Below are 25,711 nucleotides of genomic sequence, written 5' to 3' on the forward strand. Positions count from 1 at the left end.
AAAGCAATGACAATCAATTAATGATGTCCGTGACTATCGTGACCGTGATCATGAATAAAAGGACCGTGACCTTTAGGCTCATTGTAGATAACTTCTACTCCTTCTTGCTCATAAACTTTTTTACTTCTAATTTCCTCAGGATCAAATGGTTTTACTTTTCCAAAATACTCTTTCAAACCTTCAGTCAACCACATTGGAATTACCAATCCGAAGAACATAAAAATACACCAGAAACCTACTAGGAACATTGTTACGAAGAAAATCGTCCAAAGGAACTGGTAAAACGGCCAAAATGCTGATAAAATCGTTATCATTTTTCTTAAAGATTTTAGGCAAAAATAGGACTTTTTATTTTTTTACACAAAAGATATGCGTCCTATTTTATTATTTATTTTGATTTTAAACTAATTAATGCGCAAGATTAGCAAAGAAATCGTTTCCTTTATCATCTGTAATGATGAATGCAGGGAAATCTTTTACTTCTATTTTCCTTACTGCTTCCATTCCTAATTCAGGGAAATCTACCACCTCAACCGACAAAATATTGTCCTTTGCCAAGATCGCAGCTGGTCCTCCGATTGAACCAAGATAGAAACCTCCGTATTTATTACAAGCGTTTGTTACATCTGCTGTTCTGTTACCTTTTGCCAACATCACCATACTTCCGCCATGGCTTTGGAATTCATCAACATATACATCCATTCTTCCCGCAGTTGTAGGTCCAAAACTTCCTGAAGCCATTCCTTCCGGCGTTTTTGCAGGTCCTGCGTAATAAATCGGGTGATTTTTGAAATATTCCGGCATTGGTTGTCCTGCATCCAATAATTCTTTGATTTTTGCGTGAGCGATATCTCTTGCAACGATCAAAGTCCCGTTTAATTTTAATCTAGTTTTGATTGGATATTTTGAAAGTTCAGCTAAAATTTCAGACATCGGCTGATTCAAATTGATTTCAACCGCTTCTTCCAAATGTGGTGGTGTTGCAGGCAAAAATCTTTTCGGATTCTGTTCCAATTGCTCCAAGAAAATACCTTCTTTTGTAATTTTCCCTTTAATATTTCTATCTGCCGAACAAGAAACTCCCATTCCGACCGGACAAGAAGCCGCGTGACGAGGAAGTCTGATTACTCGAACATCATGTGTTAAATATTTTCCGCCAAACTGAGCCCCAATCTCACTTTCCTGACAGATTTTCTGAACTTTTGCTTCCCATTCCAAATCTCTGAAAGCCTGTCCAGCTTCATTTCCTTCTGTCGGAAGATTGTCGTAATATTTTGCAGAAGCCTTTTTCACAGCCGCTAAATTCGCTTCAGCAGAGGTTCCACCAATAACTAAAGCCAAGTGATAAGGCGGGCAAGCAGCCGTTCCCAAATCTGAAATTCGTTCTTTTACGAAAGCTTCCAAAGATTTTTCGTTGAGTAAAGATTTTGTCTTTTGGTAAAGAAAAGTTTTGTTTGCTGAACCTCCTCCTTTTGTTAGAAATAAAAATTCATAATAATCTCCTTTTTTAGCATAAATATCAATTTGCGCCGGAAGATTTGAGCCAGAATTTTTCTCTTCAAACATCGTTAAAGGAACAACCTGAGAATATCTTAAATTTCTTTTTTGATAGGTGTTGTAAATTCCTTTGCTTAAATACTCGCCATCATCAACGCCTGTATAAACGTTTTCTCCTTTTTTACCCATTACAATTGCCGTCCCGGTATCCTGACAAGAAGGCAAAGCTCCTTCTACAGCAACAGCAGCATTTTGTAGTAAATTATAGGCAACGAATCTATCATTATCAGTAGCTTCAGGATCATCGATAATTCTTCTTAAACTTTCAAGGTGTGAAGAACGAAGCATGAAAGAAACGTCTGCCATAGCTTCTTCAGCTAATAGCTCAAGACCTTTTGGATCGATCGTTAAAATTTCTCTGTCTCCTAATTTTTCAACTTTTACATAATCTGAAGTCAACTTCTTATACTCCGTATCATCTTTCTGAATCGGATACGGATCCTGATATCTAAATTCCATTTCAATTTTTTATTGTTGCAAAAATAAAACATCGTGAAAAAAGCATGAGCAAAATCAGTCACTTAGATTGATATTTATAATGATTATAAATTGCGAGAGTTTTCATTTCTCATTAACTTTATAGAAACATTTTTTTAACCACAAAAGGCACAAAAGTTTTTAGCACTTTAGTTATTTTAAGCTTAATAAATACAGCTTTAGAAGAACACATTAGTTTTTGAAAATCTTTGATTTTCAGTTTTGTGGACTTTTGAAATTCTTTTTAAAAAATTAAATAAATCTTTTGTGGCTTTTGTGGTTAAATCAAAACTAAACAAATTTCAATCACAATGAATTACAGAATAGAAAAAGACACCATGGGTGAAGTGCAGGTTCCTGCAGATAAGTTTTGGGGCGCACAAACAGAACGTTCAAGAAACAATTTCAAAATTGGTCCGGAGGGTTCTATGCCACACGAAATTATCGAGGCTTTTGCTTATTTAAAAAAAGCGGCTGCGTTTACCAATACCGATCTGGGAGTTCTTCCTGCAGAAAAAAGAGATTTAATTGCAACTGTTTGCGATGAAATCCTAGAAGGAAAACTGAACGACCAATTTCCTTTAGTAATCTGGCAAACCGGCTCTGGAACACAATCTAACATGAACGTAAACGAAGTTATTTCCAATAAAGCTCATGTAAATAATGGCGGAAATTTGGGCGAGAAATCTGAAATTCATGCCAATGATGATGTTAATAAGTCCCAATCTTCTAACGACACTTATCCAACAGCAATGCACATCGCGGCTTACAAAAAAGTTGTTGAAACGACGATTCCTGCAGTTGAAAAACTTCGAGATACTTTAGCAGAGAAATCAGAAGCTTTTAAAGATATTGTAAAAATCGGAAGAACGCATTTGATGGATGCCACTCCGTTAACTTTGGGACAGGAGTTTTCAGGATATGTCGCTCAATTGAATTATGGAATTAAAGCATTAAAAAATACGCTGCCTCATCTTTCCGAGTTAGCTTTGGGAGGAACTGCAGTTGGAACTGGCTTAAATACACCACAAGGTTACGACGTAAAAGTTGCAGAATACATTGCCAAATTCACGAATCTTCCTTTTGTAACGGCGGAAAATAAATTTGAAGCATTGGCTGCTCATGACGCAATCGTAGAATCTCACGGAGCTTTAAAACAATTGGCGGTATCTTTATATAAAATTGCTCAAGATGTAAGATTAATGTCTTCTGGTCCTCGTTCAGGAATTGGAGAAATTCACATTCCGGAAAATGAACCGGGTTCTTCTATCATGCCAGGAAAAGTAAATCCTACGCAAAATGAAGCGATGACGATGGTTTGCGCTCAGGTTTTGGGAAATGATACCACAATTTCCTTTGCCGGAACTCAGGGAAATTATGAACTGAATGTTTTCAAACCTGTGATGGCTTACAATTTCTTGCAATCCGCTCAGTTAATTGCAGATGCATGTATTTCATTTAATGATCATTGCGCGGTTGGAATTGAACCAAATAACGAAAGAATCAAAGAATTGGTTGATAAATCTTTGATGTTGGTAACGGCTTTGAACACACACATCGGTTATGAAAATGCAGCAAAAATTGCAAAAACCGCTCACAAAAACGGAACAACTTTAAAAGAAGAAGCCGTAAATCTTGGACTTTTAACTGCCGAACAATTTGATGAGTGGGTAAAACCTGAAGATATGGTAGGAAGCTTGAAATAGATTAAGTTCAAAAAATCAATCATAAACAAAAAAGGCCGGAAAATTATTTCCGGCCTTTATCAATTTATCTATGAATGTTAATTTGTGTTCTACCACCAAAGCGATGCTCCGAAAACCAATGCTTTGCTATCCTCAAAATTTCCGCTTTTAAAGAAGTTGCCGAAATCTTTTTTCACAAAAAGACTGAAATCATTGTAGGAAACCGTAAATTGTCCACCATAAATAAACGGACTCACCTCATAATTGCTTCTTTCTCTATCACTGATTCCGTCTCCTTTTATGATATTGTTGGTCGACATTTTTACACCACCGTAAACATTTGCCCCAATTTTAAATCCTTTCTGATAATCTCTGTACTGAACATCCATTCCGGCATTCTTCAACTTTGAAAAATTATATTGTAAACCTAAAGGAACAATGATATATCCTGTTCTCAATTTACTTTTATCCAAACCTTTTTCATAATTCGCTAGATAAACATTTGAGTTGGCATCTTTCGCGAAATACATATTATTATCAATGCTCAACGTTCTCCAAGAGAAACCAATTCCCGTAATCAAACCAAGCGGACTTGTTCTGCTGAATTGATAGTTGAATTTTAAGCCAAATTCAAAATTTCCTGCATATTTTAAATTTTTATCTAAAGCATTGTCAGCTTTGCTGTTCGTAAGGGTCATGATTCCATAAGAAATATATCCGCTTAAATCTTTTGTCGGGCGAAATTTTTTCAACAGCTTTTCTTTTAATTCTTCATTGGAAGTTACATCAGAATTCAGCAAAGAATATCTTACCTGCTTTTGAATTACGGTATCCAAATCAAATCCCAACTCTTCAATTCTCTGGTCAATTTTTTCTGAAAAATGATCGGCAATAACAGATTTTTGCTTATCAAATTCTGCCTTATCAAGATTTTTAGCCTGAAGCGTCAACAATTCTGCCTCCATATTTTTCTTTTCTTCCTGAATGATGGCGTCGATTTTTTTGGCATATTCATCCACCTTTTCCTTTACGATCGGGCTTACTTCCGTATCTTCTTTAGACTGAAGATTTACCAGTGGCTTTCTTTGTGCGTAAATTGATGTGGAAACAAGACATAAGAATCCCATCATGATCATTTTTTTAATCATATTATTAATTTTTTTATTGTTAAATATTTGTATTATTTTCCGTTCAGATCAACGGTTGCGACATTGCTTTCTTTTGTTTTTTCGATCACATCTTTATGTTCAACCGAGAAAAGTAAAGTGGCAGGATCTACATATTTTTTCTTTTTTGCTGGAGTTTTAGGAATATCTTCCGACTGAGCGATAACTTTTTCAACAGGAACCTGAACGTTAGATTTTTCAGGAACAGTCACCTGTATTTCTTCTTTTTTTGGAGTTTCAGTTTTTTGCTCTGCTAAAACTTTCGGTGTATGCTGAACTTCATTGATAATTTTAGTTGAAACTGATTTATTTTCATTAATTATCTTTTTCTCAGCATAAACAGGTTTAGAAATTTTATTATCATTAATTTTTCTCTTTGCTTTTTCCTGAACCGGCGTATTTTTTACCTCAGCAATTTCAATTGTATTTTGAGGAGTATTTTTTCCGGAAGGATTTGAAAAAATAACAAATCCCAATCCAAAAGCAAGAACGATACACGCTGCAGCCAAAATCCAGCTTAGATTAGATTTTGAAGACTTTACCCCTTTCTGCAATTCTATTTCAGACCAAAGATTTCTGGAAGGAGTGATCTCTCTTTCTTCAATCTGCTTTCTGATCTTTTCTTCTAAATTATCTCTGAATGTACTCATTTCTCATTGTTTTTTGTTGTTGAAGATACAGCACTCTTAACTTCTCTTTTGCCCGAAAAAGCTGCGTTTTGCTTACCGCAGTTGAAATCTGCAATGTCTCAGAAATTTCCTGATGCGAATAGCCTTCCAAAACATAAAGGTTGAAAACCATTCTGTAAGCATCCGGAAGCTGATCCAAAAGATCCTGTGCATTGAAATCGAAAACCGCTTCCTCTTCCTGAACCTCAACCATAAAAGCCGGATTGATATCGTCGATATAAAAAACCGTTTTGTGACTTTTAATGAAATTCAGGCATTCATTAACGACGATTTTTCTTGCCCAGCCTTCAAGATTTCCGTCACCGCGAAAACTTTCGATATGTTTGAAAATTTTGCAGAAAGCCTTGATCACACAGTCTTCTGCCTGATAGAGATCGCTGATGTAACTTTTGCCCACACTCAGAAATTTCTTCACGTTCTGCTCATAAAAAATTTTCTGAGCAGCCGGATCCTGTTTTTTCAGGCGGCTTAGCAAATCTTCTTTTTTATTTCCGAACAAAATTTTCATTCTTAAAACTGTTTCTATCTTAAAGACAACAAAAGTTGAAAAAGGTTACACAAAAATTTATTTTTTTGAAAAAAGACAAATTTTATTACTTATTAGATTAATTTTTTACACTCCAATTGTCATTCCGCAGGAATCTAAACTTCTTATTTTAAAAGCATTGTAGAGATTCCTACGGAATGACAAACATGATGTTAAAACCTTTTTAATTAAATCAAAAAAAGACAGAAAAAATTCTGTCTCTATATTTTATCCTGAAAAATCATCCAACATATTTCTTGTGGGAACAAAGAATAAAGTTCCAGTCACTGCCGTGCTAAAATCCAGAATTCGATCATAATTTCCGACCGGATCGCCGATGAACATATTCGTCAGCATTTTTTTCGTTGTGGAAAACTTGTTGGCATAAGAAATAAAATATGTTCCAAATTCTCCTGTTGACGGGCTTCCGAATGGCATATTATCTCTTACAATCTTTAATTCTTCACCATTTTCTCCTTCAATATTAGCCAATGCGATATGCGAATTTGAGGGTTTTACATCATCCGACATTTCAATATCATTTTCTTTGGATCTTCCGATTACTTTTTCCTGTTCTTCTGTGGAAAGGCTACGCCACGCATTCATATTGTGAAGATATTTTTGGGTGAAAAGATAACTTCCTCCTTTATATTGTAAATCTTCATCACCAACTTTAGCGAAAAAATCACGGTCTTCATTGTGAGGATTTTCTGTTCCATCCACAAAACCTAGAATCGAACGATCATCCCAATATTTAAATCCATGAATTTCCAAAATGCTTTCTGCAACGGGGCTCAATAATTTTGAAATTTCAATTGCCATATCGAAAATGATACTTTTATCGTCCGCTCTCAAATGAAAATGCAAATCTCCAGGAGTTGAAACTGCCGTATGCTTTTCTCCTTTTATTTCTTCAAAATTCACAAGTTCTTTCGGAAGAGGTTTTGGAAGATCAAGAATATTCCAGGCATTGTAGCCAATTCCCATTACGCAACTTGCTCTGCTGTCCGGAAATCTGTTGAAAACGGAATTATTCAGATTCAGAACCAAAGCACATAATTGCTGGAAAGTTTCCTTCAATTCGGGATGATCTACCAATCTCCAAACCATGAAAATAGTATTGTCGTTTGGATAATCGGTGACGTTTTGAGATTCGATGCTCATTATTATTAGTCTTTTTATTTTTATTTTCAAACCTTCAAGATTTTAAAAACCTTGAAGGTTCAGTGAATGTCTTATTTCAAATCATCAACATCAGCCGTCTCTAAAGGTTTAGAAACCTGATCTGCGAAATATTGCTCCAAATCTTTCAATGTTTCAGGATTGGTTTGGATATCTTTCACCAATAGCCCTTTGTTTACGACAACAATTCTATTGCAAACTTCTGTTGTATGCGAAAGATCATGACTTGAAATCAGGAAAGTTACGCCGTCCTGTTTTGATAGTTCTTTAATCAAATTTTTCAGTTTAATCTGTGTAGAAGGATCGAGATTGGCGAAAGGTTCGTCCAAAATAATAATTTCAGGATTTCCGATGATCGCTCCTACAATTCCTACTTTCTTTTGATTTCCTTTTGATAAATCGCGAACGTATTTTCCGGAATTTAAAATCTCACCATTAAAAAGATCATGAAATTGTTTTAAAAATTCATCCACAGAAGCTTTATTCTGACCTCTCAATTCTCCAATGAAATAGAAATATTCTTCGGGCGTTAAATATCCGATCAAAAAAGAATCGTCCACAAAAGCAGAAACTTTATTCTTCCATGTTTCGGATTCGTTAACCTTGATGCCATCGATGCTTACAAAGCCTGTTGTCGCCTGAATAAGATCCAACATTAAACTGAAAAGTGTTGTTTTTCCAGCTCCGTTGTTTCCGACCAGACCAAATGTTTCCCCGTTTGGAATTTCAAGATTTTCTATATTGAGAACAGTTGCCTGTCCGTAAGTTTTTGATAAATTATTGATAGTAATCATATTAATCTTTGTTTTTGAATGCTTCTAATGTACTGTATTTTTCTATCTTATAAAGTTTTACGATGATATCGAAGATTTTTTCTCTAAATAAAAACCCTATCAATCCCATAATTCCCACACTTACAACTCCTGCTGTAATTCCAAAGAAATATTGCATTAATCCGAAAACAGCCATTGGTAAAAACATTTTTGGAATCAGCAACAATAATGATTTCATATTAAAACTATTCTTCTGTCCGAATCTTTTTTCCTTTGAATTCAGATCAATCTGCATTTTATTGAATGCGCCCGACCAAAGCGTAAACTGGGAATTCACCCCGATATTATAAATTCCTGCTGCCAAGAAAGTAACATACATTTCCCATCCGAAATAGGCATAACACGCTGCCAATATCATAGAAGCTGCCGTCACAATATTCATTAGCCACCATTTTGCTTTTAAATATTCTTTGTACGGTACATTCAGGGTCATCATTAAAGGATAATATGAACTGTCGAACGCCGGAACCCGCTGTCCGAACAAAAACTGGAAACCTCCCGTTACGAAAAGTCCCATAAACATCGTCATCGTCGGTGTTTTATAAATCGGGGAAGTAAACATCAATAATCCGTAGAAAAGAAACATAAAGCTTCCCAGTAAAATTCCTTTTGTAACTTTATTTCGGCGGAGCATTTTTATATCATTATTAATGAAACTTCCGACCGCACCATATTTATTTAAGAAAGCAATGTTTTCTGTTTTTCCGATCGTTTTTTTCGCTTCCAATCCTTGATCTAAATAGAAAACCCTGTAGATATGATTAAAACAAATCTTCCACAAACCAATAAATAGCATAATTGAAATAACCGCGAAATAAGGTCTTTCATAAAAATTAAAGAAAAACTTCTCCGAATATTCTAATACAGGAACGATATGGTAATACGTAAGTCCACCAATCGCCGCGAAGATACATGCGACAACAACTGCAATGGTTTCTTTATCGTTGAAAAGTATGTTGATAAAATTATTTAAATAAAATAACAGCGAAACCCCAATCAGCCAAGTTAAAACACCCAATACATCGTACCCTTTGAAGATCGCAATACACGAAAAAGTGATGAAGAATAAAGAATTAAGCCAACTAAAAGCAGACAGAAACGTCTTACCTAACATATAATTGACCAATGTTTTCTTCGAAATATTCAAGGTAAGAAAAGGCTTGATGTTTTGCGTTGGCATTTCCTGCCAAATGTATTTCACGATCAGATCAACCGCCCAAGCTGCAATTAAAAATTTGGAAACAACTTTAATCGGATTCTGGTGGATCTCTTCATTAATGTAGAAAAATGCAAGAAAAGCACCTCCAACCAAGCATCCCATAAAGTAAAGAATCCCGATAAAACGGAGAATCTTCATCGCCAGATTGATTCCTAAAGAAGAACCACGAAAAAAGCTTTTGAACTCTAATCTCAGGAATTTTATAAACATAGTTATCTTTTTTATATTAGTAAATATAAGGGTAAAAATGTTACAGTTTTTGTATTTTAGTGTCTGAGAGTTTAAGGATTTTAGGGGTTTATGTGTTGGAGTGGAAGAGTTTAATGTTTGGATGTTGTTGTTTCATTAAATTTAAAATAGGATCTGATAAAAACTTCTTTTAATTAAAACAAGGATTTCAAACAAGGCTGGTTGGAATGATCGGAGCTTTTTTTGTTTTAAAAGGTGTCTGAATAATAATATTAGAACTCATATTGTCATCCCGTAGAAATCTAGGCTCGAATCTTTCCATATTTTTTCTAATACTATGCTTAGATCCTTACGGGATGACAAACTGAGCGCATTTATCTGCTTTAGTCAAATAAACTAAAAAGACCTCCGGATTTTCAGAAGTCTTCGTATTTGAAATTCAATTGAAATTTAACCTATCAATTCTTTCGCCTGTGCCAAAGCCGCTTCGGTGATTTTGCTTCCCGAAAGTAATTGAGCAATTTCGTTCAATTTTTCTCCGTCGCTTAATGGAACAATTGTGGACTGCGTTTTTCCGTCGATGTCTTGTTTTACAACCTTATAATTATTATTTCCTTTAGCAGCAACCTGTGCCAAGTGAGAAATAACGATAAGCTGCATATCCGCAGACATTTCGCGCATCAGATTTCCGATTTCTTCGGCTACTTTTCCTGAAACTCCTGTGTCGATTTCATCTAAAATAAGAGTAGGAAGTTCATCGCTTTCTGCAATAATTTTCTTCACCGCCAACATTACCCTAGATCTTTCACCGCCTGAAATTGCAGTTTGAATAGGCTTCAAAGGAAAACCAGAATTTGCCTGAAACAAAAGCTGGATATTTTCTTTTCCAAACTGATTGAAATCCGAAGAATCCGTCAGTTCGATATCTACTTTTGCTTTTTCCAAGCCAAGTTTCTTTAATAATTCTTCTGCTTTTTTAATGAAAACAGGAATGCTTTTCTTTCTGTTTTTAGACAGTTTTTCAGCAAGAGATTGAAGCGTTTTTTCTTTTTTAATGATGTTTTCTTCAACTTCCGCAATGTTGGCTTCCAGTTCGGATGCACCTTTCTGCTCTCCAGCCAATTGATCTCTGATTTCTTTTAATTCATTGATATCAGAAACATTATGTTTAAGAAAAAGAGAATTGATTTTATTATTCAATTCCGCAAGTATTGCTAAACTTTCCGGATTGATTTCTATTTTTTCAGACTCATTTTCCAACTCGGAAATGATGTCTTTTAATTCAACAAAAGAAGTTTCCAGCCTTTCATCAAGCTCAGCAAAACTTGTTGAAACTTCTGCAATTTTTGATAATTTGTTTTTCGCTTCATTGAAGAAAGATAAAATCCCAACCTCTTCCTGATGAAATCTCGATAAAACCTGAACCAAGTTTTCCGAGATCATCTCTGCATTTTCCTGAATAGAAAGCTGATTTTGCAGATCTTCATAATCTACATCATCGAGCTTCAATTCTACAAGTTCATTCAATAAAAACTCTTTGTAATCGCTTTCTTTATTCGTTTCTGAAAGCTGAGTCTGCAATTTTTTAAGATGCGTTTTTAAGCTTTGAAAATCGGAAAACTGGTTTTGATAATCTTCTACAATTTGTTTGTTTTCCGAAAGCCCGTCGATGATTTTAAACTGATATTCTGACGTGAAAAGATTAGAGGTTTCAAACTGCGAATGAATATCAATCAATTGAGAAGATAATTCTTTTAAAATATCCAACGTCACCGGAACATCATTAATGAACGCACGCGATTTCCCGGAAGGCAGAATTTCTCTGCGGATGATCGTATGATGTTCGTAATCCAAGTCGTTTTCTACGAAGAACTTTTTGAATTGATTATTTAAATCAAATTCAGTTTCTACAATGCTTTTTTCTTCTGCTTTTGAGATCGATTTTACATCTGCTCTCTCACCTAAGATAAGTCGCAAAGCTCCTAAAATAATAGATTTTCCGGCACCAGTTTCCCCAGTGATAACCTGTAAACCATTGTTTAATGATACTTCAAGCGTATCAATCAGGGCGAAGTTTTTAATGTAAATTCTCGAAAGCATTGATCGTAGCAAATTGTTTTGGCTATTGCAAATATAGAACTTTAGAACTCAGAATTCAAGTGAAGAATTACTGTTTCCATCTGCTCCATTTCGACTCTGTATTTTTTGGAGAAAGGATGGTCATTTCATTTTTAAGATCACCCAAAACGATTCCTCCATTATTCCCCGAATTGAAAATATTGAAGATTTCGTCTGCTTTATTATCTAAAAACAGATTAATAAAATATGCTTGTTGAAAAGAATTTTCGTATTGCTTTAACTGCATTAAGGCATCAAAAATAACTTTTTTACCTGCAGTCTGATCTTGATTAAATAGATTATCCAAACCTGCTCTGTGATAAGAATATATCGTTGCACGAACCTGGCTCCAGTTCGGACTCATGATTTCTTTAATTAAAATAGAGCGGCTTCTTGGTTCGTTGATCTGTTTCCAACCATCATATGTGTTCTGAGATTCCCCATTCTGAGCAATCTGCTGAGCTTTTTGGAACCACTGTGTTCCGCCCATCGATTGAAAGCTGTCTGCATCATAACCTAAAATTACATACACATAAAAGCTGATAACATCGATCAAATTTTTTCCTGAAAATTGTCTTTCATTAAAAATAAGATTCTCATTTTCAACATAATCGAAAGAAAATCTTGTATCCTGAAGATTCAGCAACGGCGATTCGTATGTTGTATTAAAAACCGGACGAACTGCCTGAATAACGATACTTCCTCTGAAGCGGTTTCCGTCTCTTTCAGAAATAACGACAGCAAAATTGCACTTTATTTTCTCGAAATTCTGAAGTCTTTTTCCTGTCCAGCTTGTATTGTTAATAAAATCTCTTAAGCTTTTCTCCAATGCCTTGTAAGCAGACTGATTACTTCCTCCCAATTGCTGGGAATTCACCTGAACAGTCGACAGAAGCTCCTGAGAAAAGCTGAAATTAAATAAAAACAGCAGTAAAAATATGCTTAAAGTTTTTTTCATTATCTATTAAAAATTGAGAACGGAAATTTATTAAAATTATTTTAAAAGTTGAGACTCAACGAAATCGAGAATATCTTTTGCGACATCGTCTTTAGATTTTAGGTTGAATTCTTTCTTTTCCGTTTTGGTAAATATTTTTATTTTGTTGGTATCATTTTTAAAACCTGCGCCTTCATCACGAAGCGAGTTTAAAACAATCATATCCAGATTTTTCTTTTCTAGTTTTCCTTTTGCATTTTCTTCTTCATTCTGCGTTTCCAAAGCAAAACCAACCAGAAACTGATGGGTTTTCTTTTCGCCCATTGTTCGAAGAATGTCCGGATTTTTGATAAGTTCAATCGTCAGACTTTCATCATTTTTCTTGATCTTCTCTTTGGCAACTTCCTTCGGAGCATAGTCTGCCACAGCAGCACTCGCAATCCCGATGTCTATTTTATCATAAAATTCGAAAACTTTTGATAACATTTCTTGAGCCGAAGTCACTTTATGCAACTCAACATTTTGGTCATTGATTTTTTGAGAACTTGGTCCTGAAATTAAAATAACTTTTGCTCCTCTTCTTGAAGCTTCTTCCGCCAAAGAAAATCCCATTTTCCCTGAAGAATGATTTCCGATAAATCTCACAGGATCAATCGCTTCATAAGTTGGTCCGGCGGTAATTAAAACTGTTTTTCCTTCTAAAGTTTTTTTAATGTTTGAATCAAAAAAATCTTCCACTTTTTGGGCTATTGTTTCCGGTTCTGCCATTCTTCCCTGCCCGATCAAGCCACTTGCCAACTCACCATTTTCTGCAGGAACAATCATATGCCCGAAACTTTCTGCCAGGTCTAAATTTTTCTTTGTAGAAGGGTGAACATACATATCCAAATCCATTGCGGGTGCTATAAATACAGGACATTTTGCAGACATATAAGTAGCAATCACTAAATTATCACACATTCCGTGAACCATTTTCGAAAGTGTATTTGCGGTGCAAGGTGCAACCACCATCACATCCGCCCACAAAGCCATTTCCACATGACTGTTCCACGTTCCGTTGTCGCTGTAAAAATCTGTATAAACAGGTTTTTTCGATAAAGTAGAAATACTCAGTTTGGTTACAAAATTTTCTGCATCGGGAGTCATAATCACCTGAACTTCCGCTCCTTTTTTTACAAAATCTCGGATAAGAAAGTGAATTTTATAAGCAGCAATACCTCCAGAAATTGCGATGAGAATTTTTTTACCGGAAAGACTCATTTAGTTTTAATTTTTTAAGAATACTAAATTACTTATTTTTTCTCACAAACAGATTGAAACAACAAAGGTCATAAAGAAAATTTCCCTTATGACCTTCATTTATAAAAAACAAAATTGTTTTTATTTTCTTTCTTCAGTTTTTCTGAAGTATACGTCTTCGTTCAACCACTCTTCAATTGCGATAGAAGTTGGCTTTGGAAGTTTTTCGTAATGTTTAGAGATCTCGATTTGCTCTCTGTTTTCGAAAACTTCTTCTAATGTAGAATTGTGAACAGCGAATTCGTCTAATTTGTTGTGCAATTCAGTACGAATTTCAGCATTGATCTGCTCTGCTCTCTTTCCCATGATAACAATCGCTTCGTAGATTGAACCTACTTTGTCTTCAATCTTATCCTTATCGTAAGTAATAGTATTTACTTCTGCTTTTGTATCTTTTACACTCATTTTGAGAAAATTAATTTTTATTTAAGTTCGCAAATTTACGAATTATCTTTGAATTTTGAAAGTCGCCGCAGGTGGAGGTGTACTAAGTGCTGCACTATCCCTCTGAATCTGCATTGCTTTTTTCTCTGCCTCTACCTGATCTTTCGCCTGTTGCTCGGTTTTTGACTTATCTGCATTCTGAGCTTCAAGTCTTTTTTGTCTTTCCGTTAATGCCGCGATTCTTGCTTCAGTTTGTTTTTTTACAACTACAAAATCTTTCTTATCTTTTTCAAGTTTCTCTCTAAGGCTTACAGCCTTTTTCGAAAGATCCGTATTTGGCATTTCTTTTTCAACCTGTCTTGTGAAAGCCAATGCGCTTTCGATACGCTCATCTTTAAGATCATAAATCGATTTTTCTGCCAACTTATACCGTGAATCTAAGATATAATCGTAAATTTTCGGACGAAGTTTTGTACTTGGAAAGTCTTCCAATACGTTTTCCAAAGCTACGTTTGCTGCTTTGTACTCACCCATATTGAAGTATTGTCTTCCGTTTTCGTAAGCTTTGAATTCTAATTTATACGAAAGTTCATCAATAAGCGTACTGATATTTTTTGCTCTTTCAGAACTTGGATAGTTATTCAGGAAATCCTGTAGCTCATTGATTGCCAATTGTGTGCTGGATTGATCTAAGTTATAATCCATAGATCCTTCATAATAACATAAAGCCGACATATAAGCTGCCTCTTCTTTTCTGCTATCCTGAGGAAAACTTACTGCAAAATTTTTGAACTGATGCCCTGCCAATTTGTAATTTTTATCATAGTAATTCGCATAAGCAGAATTGAAAACTACGTTTGGAGCGTCATCCGTTCCTGCAACAAGATTCGGAAGTCTGTCGTAAAGAGCCAATGCATTCTTCCACTTCTTTTTAGCGAAGTTTTCATTAGCCGCTTTCAAAATGAAATTCTTATCAGCACTTTTCATTGCTTTTTCCTGCTGACTTACACATGATGCTACTACAGCTACAGCAAAAAGACCTAAAATATATTTTTTCATATAAAAAATTCAACAGTTTTCGGATTATATCACCGATCTACTAATTTGCAAAAATATAACTTTTTTGTCAATAGATTTTTTTTTATGATTATTTAACGTAAATTTAGTCTGCAGCGTATCCCAAAATTGCAAAAACACTCATTAAGAGATTCATCCTTACCTTTTTTTCTGCTTCTTTTGAATAGGTTTCTTCGTTTTTATTCGGAACATATAATTCATAAAAATTTCTGTTTCGAATTACAAATAAAGTAGAGCCAATAATAGTTGTAAGAATATCCTCCGGTTTTGGAGTGAACGTGAAGACTCCGGAAGCCACCCCTTTTTTAATAACTTCATCCAATTTTTTGACGAATAATTGATAAAAATCTAATAGTTCATCTTTTAAATTATCGGTATGACGAAGTTCCTGCGTGACGAAGCCATGGAAATAATTATATTTAAATAACTGACCAACAATATATTTAATAATTTCCTTCATCTGCATTTCAGGCTTTCCGTCTTTGATAGTGTCCGCAAATTCCGAAAAATTCTCTCTGGTTTTAAGCACTCTGTACTGATAGAGATACGACATCATTTTTTCCTTTGAACCAAAATAATAAGAGATCATCGCGACGTTGATATTGGCTTTGGAACAGATGTCTCTTACCGATGTGCCTTCGTAGCCTTTTTTTGCAATCAGCTCTTCGGCAATGTCTAAAATGTGAATTTGTTTTTCTGTAAATTTTTTCTTCATGAAGTGTACTTTGAGTAAAGTTAAGAAATTTTTAACAGATTTATAAACGTTCGTTTAAGAAATTTACGTTAAATCTAAATTAATAGTATTTTTGAAAATGGATTTTTTTGATTTTCATCATCATAAGAAAAATATTCACGTTGGAATTTACAACCTCGATCTGGAAGGAGTTCCGATGGATTTTCCATATTCGATTGGCATTCATCCGAAAGATATTGACATGAATAACATTGAAAATCAATTCGATTGGTTAAAATCAAATATTACAGAAAACTGTTTTGCAATTGGAGAATGCGGCTTGGATTCTTTTGTAGAAATTGATCAGAAAATACAGGAAGAAGTTTTTTTAAGACAAATAAAACTCGCTAATGAGATTAAAAAACCAATTATTATTCATTGTGTGAGAAAATTTTATGAAGTAATTTCTTTTAAAAAATATGCGAAACAACCTATGATTATTCATGGTTTTAATAAAAAAGAGAGCATTTCGAAAGATTTACTTAAAAATAATTTTTATCTGAGTTTTGGAAAAGCTGTTTTGTATAATTTATCTTTGCAAAATACTTTGAAAATTACTCCTTTAAATAAAATCTTTTTAGAAACCGACAACGACGATTTCAGCATCGAAAAATTGTACCTGAAAGTTTCGGAACTTAAGGAAATTTCACTGGAAAATTTAAACAAACAAATTTTAGAAAATTTAGAGACAATAAAAAATGGATAAAAACTGGTTGGAAAGAACAGAGCTTCTAATCAAAGAAGAAGGTTTGGAAAAGTTGAATAAAGCAACGGTTCTGGTTGTTGGTTTGGGCGGAGTTGGTTCTTTCGCGGCAGAATTTTTAGCCAGAGCCGGAGTGGGAAACATGACGATTGTAGACGGCGACACAGTAGATATTACCAACATTAACAGACAATTACCCGCTTTACATTCAACAATCGGGAAACATAAAGTAGAAGTAGTTGCGGAAAGACTTTTGGATATTAATCCTAAGCTTAATTTAACTAAAATCAATGAGTTTCTAAATCCTGAAAGAATGGATGAAGTGTTGGATTCTGCAAAATTCGATTATGTGTTGGATTGTATCGATAGCGTAACCCCAAAACTTACTTTAATTATTGCTGCAAAGAGAAGAAAAATAAAAATTGTAAGCTCAATGGGAGCCGGCGGAAAAACCGATCCAAGTAAAGTTATGGTAAGAGACATCAGCAAAACTGAGCATTGTCATCTTGCAAGACAAGTAAGAAAAAGGCTAAAAAAAGAGAAAATCGACCGAGGTGTTCGTTGTGTTTTTGCCAATGATATTCAGGATGAAGACAGTTTAAAGATGACGGACGGAACCAATTATAAAAGATCGTTTTACGGAACGATAAGTTATATGCCTGCAATTTTTGGTTTATATACAGCTTCGGAGGTTATTAATAATTTATTGAAAAGAGATTAAAATTTTAACAATATTAAAAGATGCTTCGGCAGGCTCAGCATGAAATCGCTACAAATTGTAACTAAAATTAGTATTAGAAGTCATGCTGGACCTGTCGAAGCATCTCAAAACAAACAAAAATATACTATATTTACATTCCGTAAATGACAAACTTCAAATATCCCAGAGCCGAAAAACTCAAAACAAATACCGAAATCTCTTTACTTTTCGAAAAAGGTAAATGGAGAACGAATGGGAATTTGAGAATTATTATCCTAAAAAACAAGCCCACAATTCCGGTTGAAAGCACCAAGTTTGCGGTTTCCGTTTCTAAAAAATATTTCAAGAAAGCAGTTCATAGAAATCGCATCAAAAGACTTTTGAGAGAATGTTATCGTCTGAATAAAGACCTTTTTAAGGAAGCTTTTGGAGAAAAAACGATCGCCATGATGTTTTGGGCTTCGTCGGAAATGCCGCAGAAATTTCAGGATGTGGAGGCGCAGTTTATTAAGCTTTGTCAATCTCAAAAGAAGTCTTGATTTTCATTTTTAATTATAATTCTTTAAAATAAAACGCAAACATCAGTTAAGATTTGTGAAAATCTGTGGTTAATTTTTTCCACAGATTACACGGATTTACACAGATGATTGAGGATATTTTTTACTTTCTTAAATAAATCCGTAGAATTTATTTTTTTGTAACTTTAGGGAAAACAATAAATCTGAAAATTAACATGTTAGACAATGTTCCCTACTTACCTTATGTCCTGAGTGCATTTATTGGTATTGGTTTAGCTGCAGCAACCGGTTTCAGGGTATTTCTTCCTATGTTTGCTGTAAGTCTGGCTTCTTATCTGCACTGGATTCCTATGAATGACCAGTTTGAATGGCTTGCAGGACTTCCGACGCTTATTACCACAGGAATCGCGACAATTGTTGAAATTTTAGCGTATTATATTCCTTTTATCGATCATTTGTTGGATACTATTTCCGTTCCGATGGCGACTGTTGCAGGTTCTGTATTATTTGCCAGTCAGTTTGCGGATTTGGGAACTTTTCCACAATGGGCATTGGCATTGATTGCAGGCGGAGGAACGGCGGCAACAATAAGTTCGGGTTTCGCAGGACTTCGTGCGGCTTCTACCGCAACAACAGGCGGATTGGGAAATTCGGTGGTCGGAACAACAGAAACAGCAGGAGCCGGAATTATGGCAATCTTAGCAATGGCAGCACCTATTTTTGCAGCGATTTGTGCCATCGGATTGGTCATTCTGGTAATTTTCTTTGGACGAAAAATTTGGCGGAAATTTCGAAATAAAAAAGATTTAGCCAATAATGATATTTAATAAAAAAGCGACGATAAGTATTCGTCGCTTTGTTTTATTTCTTACAATAATTTCCAAAAATGATTCCCAGAGGACCAAAAATTGGAAAAATAATTAATGCTAAATAAGATAAAATTCCAGATTTATTTTTAAATAAAATTGAAATTGCGAAAACATATAAAACCATTACTGCCAAAGCAGCGAATAGTATGTTGTAGGGAGTGATTATTAGTGTATTTATCATAAATTATTAAGTTATCCTTTGCTTCTAAAATCTTTAATTTCCTGAATTTTACCTTCAAAATATTCTTTTTTCTCAGGAGTTTTCTTGATCAAAATTTCAAATGCTTTGATGGCTTTTGTGTATAGTTTTTGTTCAAAATAAAGCGTTGCCAGAGTTTCTGTCATCAAATGTGAAATATCGTCGTTTTTCTCTTTCACAACATAGCTGCTCTCATCTTTTAATTGACTAATTCTAGGATTGGTTTCAATAAAAGTCTCAATCGCTTTGGTTTTAATTTCTTCTTTTTCTTTTTCAGGAGCTTCTTCTACTCTGTTGATTTTCAACCAGCTTTGCCAAGTGTTAATAAATCCTGGAACATTGCTGTCTAAAATACTTGGAGTTATCTTTTGAATAGGCTTTTCAACTTCCTCAGCTTTTTCAGCTGTTTTTGCGTTTTCCTCTTCTTTTTTAGATTCAGCAACCGTCCATTTCGAAATATCAGATCCGAAGAAAGAAACATTTATGACAGGGACGTTGTCTTTTTCTTCTGTTTTATCTTCTTCATTTTGAACTTCAGAAACAGATTCTTTTTCAATTTCTTCCTCAGATGTTACTTCTGTCTCTTGTTCAATTACTCTTGGTTCTTCAATTTTGATTTTTTCTGGTTGAATTTCCTCAAATTTCGGAGCTTTTGTTTCTGTTTCTGGTTGAGGAATTTCCGCAGTTTTATTAAGCATAGAATCCGGAACGTGAGATTCAAAAGACATTGGTTTCCAAGAAGATGTCACTTGTGTTGATTCTTCTGCAATGGGTTTGGCAATTTCCTCAACAATTTCGTCTTTAGGCTCTTCAATTTCAGTTTGAATACTTTCAATCTCCTTTTCTTGTGCTTTTGTTTCAGTCGGTTTTACATCAAAACTTTGAGTTTCTGAAAAACTGATGTCATGACTGATATTTTCCGGCTCTTTTTCTTCTTTTTTAACTTCAGAAACAGCCTTTTCTTTCATTTTTTTCTCAACCTCTTCAATCAAACGACGCATTTCGTCTTCATGTTTGTTGATGTTGGATTGAGGAATCTCTTTTGAAATTTCTTCCGTATTATTCGCCTGAATTTTAACTTCCGGCAAGAAAGATTCCATTCCGTGGAAACTTAATTCAGAATCATCACGAACAGTTTTTTCTTCTTTTTCAGATGAAATTTTATCTTCATTAATGATTTTTTCAGGTGTAAAATCTGCTGTTTCTTCAACAGTTCCAGTATCTCCTAAATCTTCATTAATAATTTCCTCTTCTTTAATCTCTTCTTTTTCAATTTGAGAATCAATCGGTTCTATCTCATGAAAACTTGTCTGAGTTTCGTCCTGAATTTCTTCTTTTTCAGATTCAGTCTTTTCTTCTTCAATAATAGTTTCAGGAGTAAATTCTGGAATTTCATCAACGGCTTCAGAATCTTGAGTTTCAGAAACAATTTCGTTTTGCTGAACCTCTTCTTTCACTGATTCAACGTTCTCTTTTTTCTCAACTTTCTGAGTAACAATCGATCCGGATTCTAAAGTCGATTCAAGATCAATCTTTTCTACATTTTCATCATCCAAAAAGTTTTCCTCCCCTTCAAATAAAATTCGGTTACGTTCTCCGTTTACATACACATGTTTGATTTCCGGTTGAGGAGCCGGAAGAATGCAAGTTTTTTCTTTTTTTCTAAGACCTCTTCGGTTTGAGGATTTTCAACAATTTCAGACTTAGAAACAGTCGGTTCTTCTCTTTTCAAGGGAAAACCAGATGCTTTTGCCTGATGTAATATTTTCAATGGATTTTCTGCAGGAATTATCTTTTCTTTCACCGGTTCCGGCTGAAATTCCGGTTTTAGTTTCTGCTGTATCTTCCCGTTTATTAGTTGATATAAAATCTTTTTATCCGTAGTATAAGCCGCTGTTGTGGAAAGAACTTTCTGATAATTCTCTTTATCATACAAATTCACACCATACAAATATAAGGCTCTGATATTCTGAACATAGGGAAAAGAATTAATTTCCTCTTTCAAAAGATCGAGATCCTCTGATTGAATGTTTTTTGGGGTCTTTAATAATTCTAAAACTCTATGATTCATCTTACCAATTCGCTACAATGTCGTTAAATATCTTATTTATAATCCTGTCCGTTGCAATTTTCACCTGAGAAGATTCGATCTCAGATTGTGATAAATTACTGTTGAAAACCGCTTCATCAGAATAGCTTCTGTCGAAACTAGAATCCGGATGAAGTTTATTTTCATAATGAACTTTTACGGTGATCGTCAATTTGTTCTGTGACTCATTCACCACACCACCCGTATTTTGATTGGTAATCGTATTAGACCCAATCGTAGTCGGTGTAATAGAATAATCTGTGATCTCTCCTTCGATCAGAATATCAGGATTTTCTTTCGTTCCTTTTAAGGTTGTTCTCTGTAAAAATCGATTTTGGATATCCGTAGAAAACTGCTGTGATAAAGTAGGATTTACCAAAGCTGCATTGTTCGGAAATTCATTGATCTGCACTGTTTTTTCATCTGTAAGAGATGAACCTGTGAAAGAATAACACTGCTGAAACAATGAAAGAATAATAAATCCAAAGATAATTTTTATCTTACTCATAAACCTACTTTTTGATTTTGCGTTTCTAAAACGTCTTTAAAACTAACATATTTAATACAAATTCCCAGTGGAATTGTAAAAATTAACCCTATACCGCAAGCCAAAAATCCTATTTCTGCAATAATCCCTACAACGATAATAAAAAGAAAAATCATAAAAAAATTCTTTTTCGCAATTTTCCAAGAAAGTGAATATGCCTGCCTTACACTTTGTATTCTATGAAGTGAGATCAGAGGCTGAACAAAATAGAATGATACACTAAGTGCAAACAAAAATATAATGTACAGGAAAAACCAAATTCCCAATCCTCCAAATAAAACTGCGGGATTTACATGCTCGCCATCTTCCTGAGCTGCAATAAAAATAGGCATCAATGAAATCTGTAAAGGAATCATTAAAACAAATACTATCGCTAGCACTAAAAGTAAAAATTTGAAATACACCCAAAAATCTGTGAAATCGAAAATATCTCCTGCATCTACTTTTTGTCCTTGATCTACTTTTTTGCAGATTTTAAGAAAATTACCCATTGCAACTATTCCGCAAAATGGAATTATACTCATCACAATAGCAAGCAATGTAGCTAAAATAAATCCTCCTATATCTTTTTTAAAAAGTTCAAAGCCATCAGAAATATATTTTCCTATTTTAAAATCATAGCCTTTGTTTGTAATTAAATCAAAATTCATGGTTAATTTTATTCTTCTAAGTTATATTGTTTTATTTTTCTGTATAAAGTTCTTTGTGAAATTCCCAATTCATCCGCGGCCTTGTTCCTACGACCTTTATGCTTTTCTAATGCTTTGATAATTAAATCTTTTTCATTATTCTGAAGCGATAAAGATTCTGGTCTGTTTTCCTCAATTTCAATATCTTCAAAATCTTCATAGCTATCTTCGGGACTTGAAATAATAGTCGGGGTTTGAATTACAGGATTTTCATTATTGCTGTTTTCAAAATACAGTAAAGAATTTTGGGATACATTTTGCTGAGGCTCAGGAGTGTAAATTCTGTTGATTAAATTTTTCTCATGGTTACTCAAATCGCCTGTTCCCCGATTCTTTATCAATTCCGAAGTTAAGGATTTTAAATCATTAATATCGTTTCGCATATCAAAGAGAATTTTATACATAATTTCTCTTTCACTTCCGAAGTCGGTTTGTTTTTGTCCGTTTGGCTGATTTACCACCATCGGCAAATGCGTTTCCATCGGAATATATTCTGCTAATTTATCAACCGTTACGTGTCTGTTTCTTTCCACAACCGTCATTTGTTCAACCAAATTTCTCAGTTGACGAATATTTCCGGGGAAAGTGTAATTTTCAATATAATGAACAGCGCTTGGCTCCAGTTCTAGTTCGGGCATTCTGTATTTTTCAGCAAAATCTATAGCAAACTTTCGGAATAATAAATGAATGTCTCCTTTTCTTTCTCTTAAAGGAGGCATATCGATTTGCACTGTATTTAGACGATAATACAAATCTTCACGAAATCTTCCGTCCTGAATCGCCTTCATCATGTTCACGTTGGTTGCTGCAACAATTCTTACGTTTGTTTTCTGCACCTGCGAAGATCCAACTTTCATGAATTCACCGCTTTCCAAAACTCTTAACAAACGAACTTGTGTCTGCAAAGGCAATTCTCCAACCTCATCAAGGAAAATTGTTCCGCCATCGGCAACCTCAAAATAACCTTTTCTGGTTGCAGTTGCCCCTGTAAATGCACCTTTTTCGTGTCCAAAAAGTTCAGAATCAATGGTTCCTTCCGGAATTGCACCACAGTTGACGACGATGTAAGGTTGATGTTTTCTCTTAGATTCTGAATGAATAATTTTCGGAATAAATTCTTTACCAACCCCACTTTCTCCTATCACAAGGACTGAAATGTCGGTTGGCGCGACTTGAATAGATTTTTCTAAAGCTCGGTTTAAAGCCGGAAAATTTCCGATAATTCCGAAACGGTTTTTTATATTTTGTAGCTCGTTGCTCATAAGTAAATTTGATTATTGATTTTAAATTTGATTCACATTAAAAACTGTAAATCTGTTAATTGGATTAAATAATTTGATTGAAAATTTTAACCAATTAATTCTAAATAATCTTTGTTTCTGATTTTTGAAACTTTACTTTTAAAATATAAAATTGCAGCAAAGAGATTGTCTTTCCTGTTTTTCTCAAAGTTTTTCAGGAGCAGACTGTGCTTTTCTTTTTCAGAAAAGTTTGCTCCGGTTTTATTATGATAAGGATTTTCTTTTGCTTTTTCAGGGAAAATTTTACCAATAAGATCAATCGCATTTTGCTTTTGATTGATGGCGAAATTGTGTCTTGAATTTTCTTTAACACAAAGTTGCCTTGTCACTTCACAATCATGATTTAAAATCTGATTATAAAGTTCATATAATTGTTTACAGTCCTCACTTTCAACAGTTCCATTACTGATCTGCGCCGAAATGTTACTGCAGATTATTACCAATAATACACTTAGGCAATATTTATGAAATTTTTCCATTGTCTGAGTTTATTTTAATATTGATAATAATTTATATTTAAATCTTTAAGCTGAATAAGCCAAATTAGTTATTATTTACCGTTTCTCCTAAAAGTGTGCCCTGTGTGTTATCAAATACAAAAACATCCACAATATCACCAATCTTTTGTCCTTCCAGCATATCGAAAACGCAAACAGCATTTTGAGAATTTCTTCCTTTCCACTGGTTTTTATTTTTTTTGGAAATACCTTCAATTAAAATTTTGTGCGTTTTTCCAACGTAAGATTTCATACGTTTTCTAGACAATTCTCCCTGTAAAGCAATCACTTCCGCTAAACGTCTTTGTTTAACATCAGCAGGAATATTGTCCTCCATTTTCTTGTGAGCTGGAGTTCCGGGTCTTTCAGAGTAAGCGAACATATAACCGTAGTCATATTCCACCTCTCTCATTAAGCTTAATGTATCTTGATGATCTTCTTCAGTTTCGTTGCAGAAACCTACGATCATATCTTGCGAAAATGCAACTTCAGGAACGATTTCTTTAGCTTTTTTAATTAAATCTAAATATTCTTCACGCGTATGTTGTCTGTTCATCGCTTCCAACATATTGTTACTTCCACTTTGAACCGGTAAATGAACGTATTTACAAATATTATCATGCTTCGCCATCATTTTGAATACGTCAAGACTCATATCCTGTGGATTTGAAGTCGAGAATCTGATTCTCATTTCAGGAATAGCTTTGGCAACTAAATCAAGCAACTGAGCAAAATTTACAGCTGTTGCCTTCTGCATTTCTGATGCTTTTGCGAAATCTTTCTTAGGACCTCCTCCGTACCAAAGGTAAGAATCTACATTTTGACCTAATAAAGTAATTTCTTTGTAACCGCTTTCCCAAAGGCTTTTGCATTCTTCCAGAATTGAGTGCGGATCGCGGCTTCTTTCACGACCTCTTGTAAATGGAACGACACAGAATGTACACATATTATCACAACCTCTCGTAATCGTAACAAAAGCTGTAACACCATTTCCACCCAAGCGAACCGGATTAATATCCGCATAAGTCTCTTCCTTTGAAAGAATTACATTGATGGCATCTCTTCCGTCTTCCGTTTCTTTTAAAAGGTTGGGTAAGTCTCTGTATGCATCCGGGCCAACAACAAGGTCAACCAGTTGTTCTTCTTCTAAGAATTTGGTTTTCAATCTTTCAGCCATGCAACCAAGAACACCAACCGTCATGTTTGGTTTTTCTTTTTTCAGATTTTTAAACTGAGAAAGACGCATTCTCACAGTTTGTTCTGCTTTTTCACGGATTGAACATGTATTTAATAGGATAAGATCCGCTTCTTCTACTTTAAGAGTGGTGTTGTATCCTTGTTCATTAAGAATTGAGGCAACGATTTCAGAATCAGAGAAATTCATCTGACAACCATAGCTCTCCAAGAATAATTTCTTAGAGTTTCCCTCTTTTTCCGCAATTGCGAAAGCTTCTCCCTGTTTTGTCTCGTCTATATATTTTTCTTGCACTGTAGTGTCTATTTAAGGTTCAAAATGTTAAGCTCAATG

The 25,711-nt window shown here is 34.5% G+C and carries 27 protein-coding genes; 5 read left to right on the forward strand and 22 right to left on the reverse strand.

Annotated elements, in window-relative coordinates; genetic code table 11:
• Positions 1-17 precede the first annotated feature (17 nt).
• Together ACKX2A_RS10595 and ACKX2A_RS10600 are read right to left on the reverse strand one after the other, a co-directional pair.
• Entirely contained in the window at positions 18-314 is a 297-nt protein-coding gene (locus tag ACKX2A_RS10595; protein ID WP_415324458.1) for a hypothetical protein, read from the reverse strand.
• Positions 315-408: 94 nt separating this feature from the next.
• Entirely contained in the window at positions 409-2,016 is a 1,608-nt protein-coding gene (locus ACKX2A_RS10600; protein ID WP_415324460.1) for a fumarate hydratase, read from the reverse strand.
• Between the two features lie 329 nt (positions 2,017-2,345).
• On the opposite strand from ACKX2A_RS10600, the gene fumC reads away from it, so the two are divergent.
• The gene (gene fumC / locus ACKX2A_RS10605) at positions 2,346-3,740 is read left to right on the forward strand and encodes a class II fumarate hydratase (protein ID WP_415324462.1); all 1,395 of its coding nucleotides are present in this window, start codon (positions 2,346-2,348) and stop codon (positions 3,738-3,740) included.
• Positions 3,741-3,829: 89 nt separating this feature from the next.
• Here the strand turns inward: fumC and ACKX2A_RS10610 are convergent, their stop codons facing one another.
• The 12 genes from ACKX2A_RS10610 to ACKX2A_RS10665 all read right to left on the reverse strand — a co-directional run bounded on the left by ACKX2A_RS10610 (position 3,830) and on the right by ACKX2A_RS10665 (position 16,053).
• Positions 3,830-4,867: an outer membrane beta-barrel protein gene (locus tag ACKX2A_RS10610; RefSeq protein WP_415324464.1), complete on the reverse strand. Its 1,038-nt coding sequence runs from the start codon at positions 4,865-4,867 to the stop codon at positions 3,830-3,832.
• Between the two features lie 32 nt (positions 4,868-4,899).
• Positions 4,900-5,535 carry a hypothetical protein gene (locus ACKX2A_RS10615; RefSeq protein ID WP_415324466.1) on the reverse strand — a complete coding sequence of 212 codons (636 nt, stop codon included), beginning with the start codon at positions 5,533-5,535 and terminating at the stop codon, positions 4,900-4,902.
• On the reverse strand, positions 5,516-6,082 hold the full coding sequence (locus ACKX2A_RS10620; RefSeq protein WP_415324468.1) for an RNA polymerase sigma factor: 567 nt from the start codon (positions 6,080-6,082) through the stop codon (positions 5,516-5,518). The genes ACKX2A_RS10615 and ACKX2A_RS10620 overlap by 20 nt, the downstream gene beginning before the upstream one ends.
• A 246-nt stretch (positions 6,083-6,328) precedes the next feature.
• The gene (locus ACKX2A_RS10625) at positions 6,329-7,264 is read right to left on the reverse strand and encodes a Dyp-type peroxidase (RefSeq protein WP_415324469.1); all 936 of its coding nucleotides are present in this window, start codon (positions 7,262-7,264) and stop codon (positions 6,329-6,331) included.
• A 71-nt stretch (positions 7,265-7,335) separates the two neighbouring features.
• Entirely contained in the window at positions 7,336-8,076 is a 741-nt protein-coding gene (locus tag ACKX2A_RS10630; RefSeq protein ID WP_415324471.1) for an ABC transporter ATP-binding protein, read from the reverse strand.
• 1 nt (position 8,077) lies between these two features.
• Complete coding sequence (locus tag ACKX2A_RS10635; RefSeq protein WP_415324472.1) at positions 8,078-9,544, reverse strand: DUF5687 family protein; 1,467 nt, start codon at positions 9,542-9,544, stop codon at positions 8,078-8,080.
• A 429-nt stretch (positions 9,545-9,973) separates the two neighbouring features.
• Positions 9,974-11,623 (reverse strand): DNA repair protein RecN, encoded by a 1,650-nt coding sequence (locus ACKX2A_RS10640; protein WP_415324474.1) that lies wholly within the window; start codon positions 11,621-11,623, stop codon positions 9,974-9,976.
• A gap of 67 nt (positions 11,624-11,690) precedes the next feature.
• Positions 11,691-12,599: a DUF4835 family protein gene (locus tag ACKX2A_RS10645; RefSeq protein ID WP_415324476.1), complete on the reverse strand. Its 909-nt coding sequence runs from the start codon at positions 12,597-12,599 to the stop codon at positions 11,691-11,693.
• A 36-nt stretch (positions 12,600-12,635) separates the two neighbouring features.
• Positions 12,636-13,838 carry a bifunctional phosphopantothenoylcysteine decarboxylase/phosphopantothenate--cysteine ligase CoaBC gene (gene coaBC, locus ACKX2A_RS10650; RefSeq protein WP_415324477.1) on the reverse strand — a complete coding sequence of 401 codons (1,203 nt, stop codon included), beginning with the start codon at positions 13,836-13,838 and terminating at the stop codon, positions 12,636-12,638.
• Positions 13,839-13,958: 120 nt separating this feature from the next.
• On the reverse strand, positions 13,959-14,282 hold the full coding sequence (locus tag ACKX2A_RS10655) for a DNA-directed RNA polymerase subunit omega (RefSeq protein WP_034681463.1): 324 nt from the start codon (positions 14,280-14,282) through the stop codon (positions 13,959-13,961).
• Between the two features lie 42 nt (positions 14,283-14,324).
• Positions 14,325-15,320: an outer membrane protein assembly factor BamD gene (locus ACKX2A_RS10660; RefSeq protein WP_415324480.1), complete on the reverse strand. Its 996-nt coding sequence runs from the start codon at positions 15,318-15,320 to the stop codon at positions 14,325-14,327.
• Between the two features lie 103 nt (positions 15,321-15,423).
• Entirely contained in the window at positions 15,424-16,053 is a 630-nt protein-coding gene (locus tag ACKX2A_RS10665; RefSeq protein WP_415324482.1) for a TetR/AcrR family transcriptional regulator, read from the reverse strand.
• Between the two features lie 97 nt (positions 16,054-16,150).
• Here ACKX2A_RS10665 and ACKX2A_RS10670 point away from each other — a divergent pair, with 97 nt between their 5' ends.
• The 4 genes from ACKX2A_RS10670 to ACKX2A_RS10685 all read left to right on the forward strand — a co-directional run bounded on the left by ACKX2A_RS10670 (position 16,151) and on the right by ACKX2A_RS10685 (position 18,819).
• Complete coding sequence (locus ACKX2A_RS10670) at positions 16,151-16,777, forward strand: TatD family hydrolase (protein ID WP_415324484.1); 627 nt, start codon at positions 16,151-16,153, stop codon at positions 16,775-16,777.
• The gene (locus ACKX2A_RS10675) at positions 16,770-17,495 is read left to right on the forward strand and encodes a ThiF family adenylyltransferase (RefSeq protein ID WP_415324486.1); all 726 of its coding nucleotides are present in this window, start codon (positions 16,770-16,772) and stop codon (positions 17,493-17,495) included. The genes ACKX2A_RS10670 and ACKX2A_RS10675 overlap by 8 nt, the downstream gene beginning before the upstream one ends.
• Positions 17,496-17,638: 143 nt before the next feature.
• Entirely contained in the window at positions 17,639-18,013 is a 375-nt protein-coding gene (gene rnpA, locus ACKX2A_RS10680) for a ribonuclease P protein component (protein ID WP_415324488.1), read from the forward strand.
• Positions 18,014-18,207: 194 nt separating this feature from the next.
• Entirely contained in the window at positions 18,208-18,819 is a 612-nt protein-coding gene (locus ACKX2A_RS10685) for a DUF4126 domain-containing protein (RefSeq protein ID WP_415324490.1), read from the forward strand.
• Between the two features lie 34 nt (positions 18,820-18,853).
• Here the strand turns inward: ACKX2A_RS10685 and ACKX2A_RS10690 are convergent, their stop codons facing one another.
• The 8 genes from ACKX2A_RS10690 to miaB all read right to left on the reverse strand — a co-directional run bounded on the left by ACKX2A_RS10690 (position 18,854) and on the right by miaB (position 25,672).
• Entirely contained in the window at positions 18,854-19,042 is a 189-nt protein-coding gene (locus tag ACKX2A_RS10690) for a hypothetical protein (protein WP_415324491.1), read from the reverse strand.
• An 11-nt stretch (positions 19,043-19,053) separates the two neighbouring features.
• Positions 19,054-20,670: a hypothetical protein gene (locus ACKX2A_RS10695; protein WP_415324492.1), complete on the reverse strand. Its 1,617-nt coding sequence runs from the start codon at positions 20,668-20,670 to the stop codon at positions 19,054-19,056.
• Complete coding sequence (locus ACKX2A_RS10700) at positions 20,661-21,131, reverse strand: hypothetical protein (protein WP_415324494.1); 471 nt, start codon at positions 21,129-21,131, stop codon at positions 20,661-20,663. The genes ACKX2A_RS10695 and ACKX2A_RS10700 overlap by 10 nt, the downstream gene beginning before the upstream one ends.
• Position 21,132: 1 nt before the next feature.
• A complete protein-coding gene (locus tag ACKX2A_RS10705) occupies positions 21,133-21,657 on the reverse strand; it encodes an LptE family protein (protein ID WP_415324496.1) in 525 nt (174 codons plus the stop codon).
• Positions 21,654-22,346, reverse strand: a complete 693-nt coding sequence (locus tag ACKX2A_RS10710) for a hypothetical protein (protein WP_415324498.1) — start codon at positions 22,344-22,346, stop codon at positions 21,654-21,656. Before ACKX2A_RS10710 ends, ACKX2A_RS10705 begins: the two co-directional genes overlap by 4 nt.
• A gap of 8 nt (positions 22,347-22,354) precedes the next feature.
• Positions 22,355-23,647: a sigma-54 interaction domain-containing protein gene (locus ACKX2A_RS10715; RefSeq protein WP_415324499.1), complete on the reverse strand. Its 1,293-nt coding sequence runs from the start codon at positions 23,645-23,647 to the stop codon at positions 22,355-22,357.
• An 86-nt stretch (positions 23,648-23,733) separates the two neighbouring features.
• A complete protein-coding gene (locus ACKX2A_RS10720) occupies positions 23,734-24,165 on the reverse strand; it encodes a hypothetical protein (protein ID WP_415324501.1) in 432 nt (143 codons plus the stop codon).
• Positions 24,166-24,229: 64 nt separating this feature from the next.
• Positions 24,230-25,672, reverse strand: a complete 1,443-nt coding sequence (gene miaB / locus ACKX2A_RS10725; protein WP_415324503.1) for a tRNA (N6-isopentenyl adenosine(37)-C2)-methylthiotransferase MiaB — start codon at positions 25,670-25,672, stop codon at positions 24,230-24,232.
• Between the last annotated feature and the right edge of the window lie 39 nt (positions 25,673-25,711).

It is taken from the genome of Chryseobacterium sp. MMS23-Vi53 (assembly GCF_047651245.1).
Taxonomy (GTDB): domain Bacteria; phylum Bacteroidota; class Bacteroidia; order Flavobacteriales; family Weeksellaceae; genus Chryseobacterium.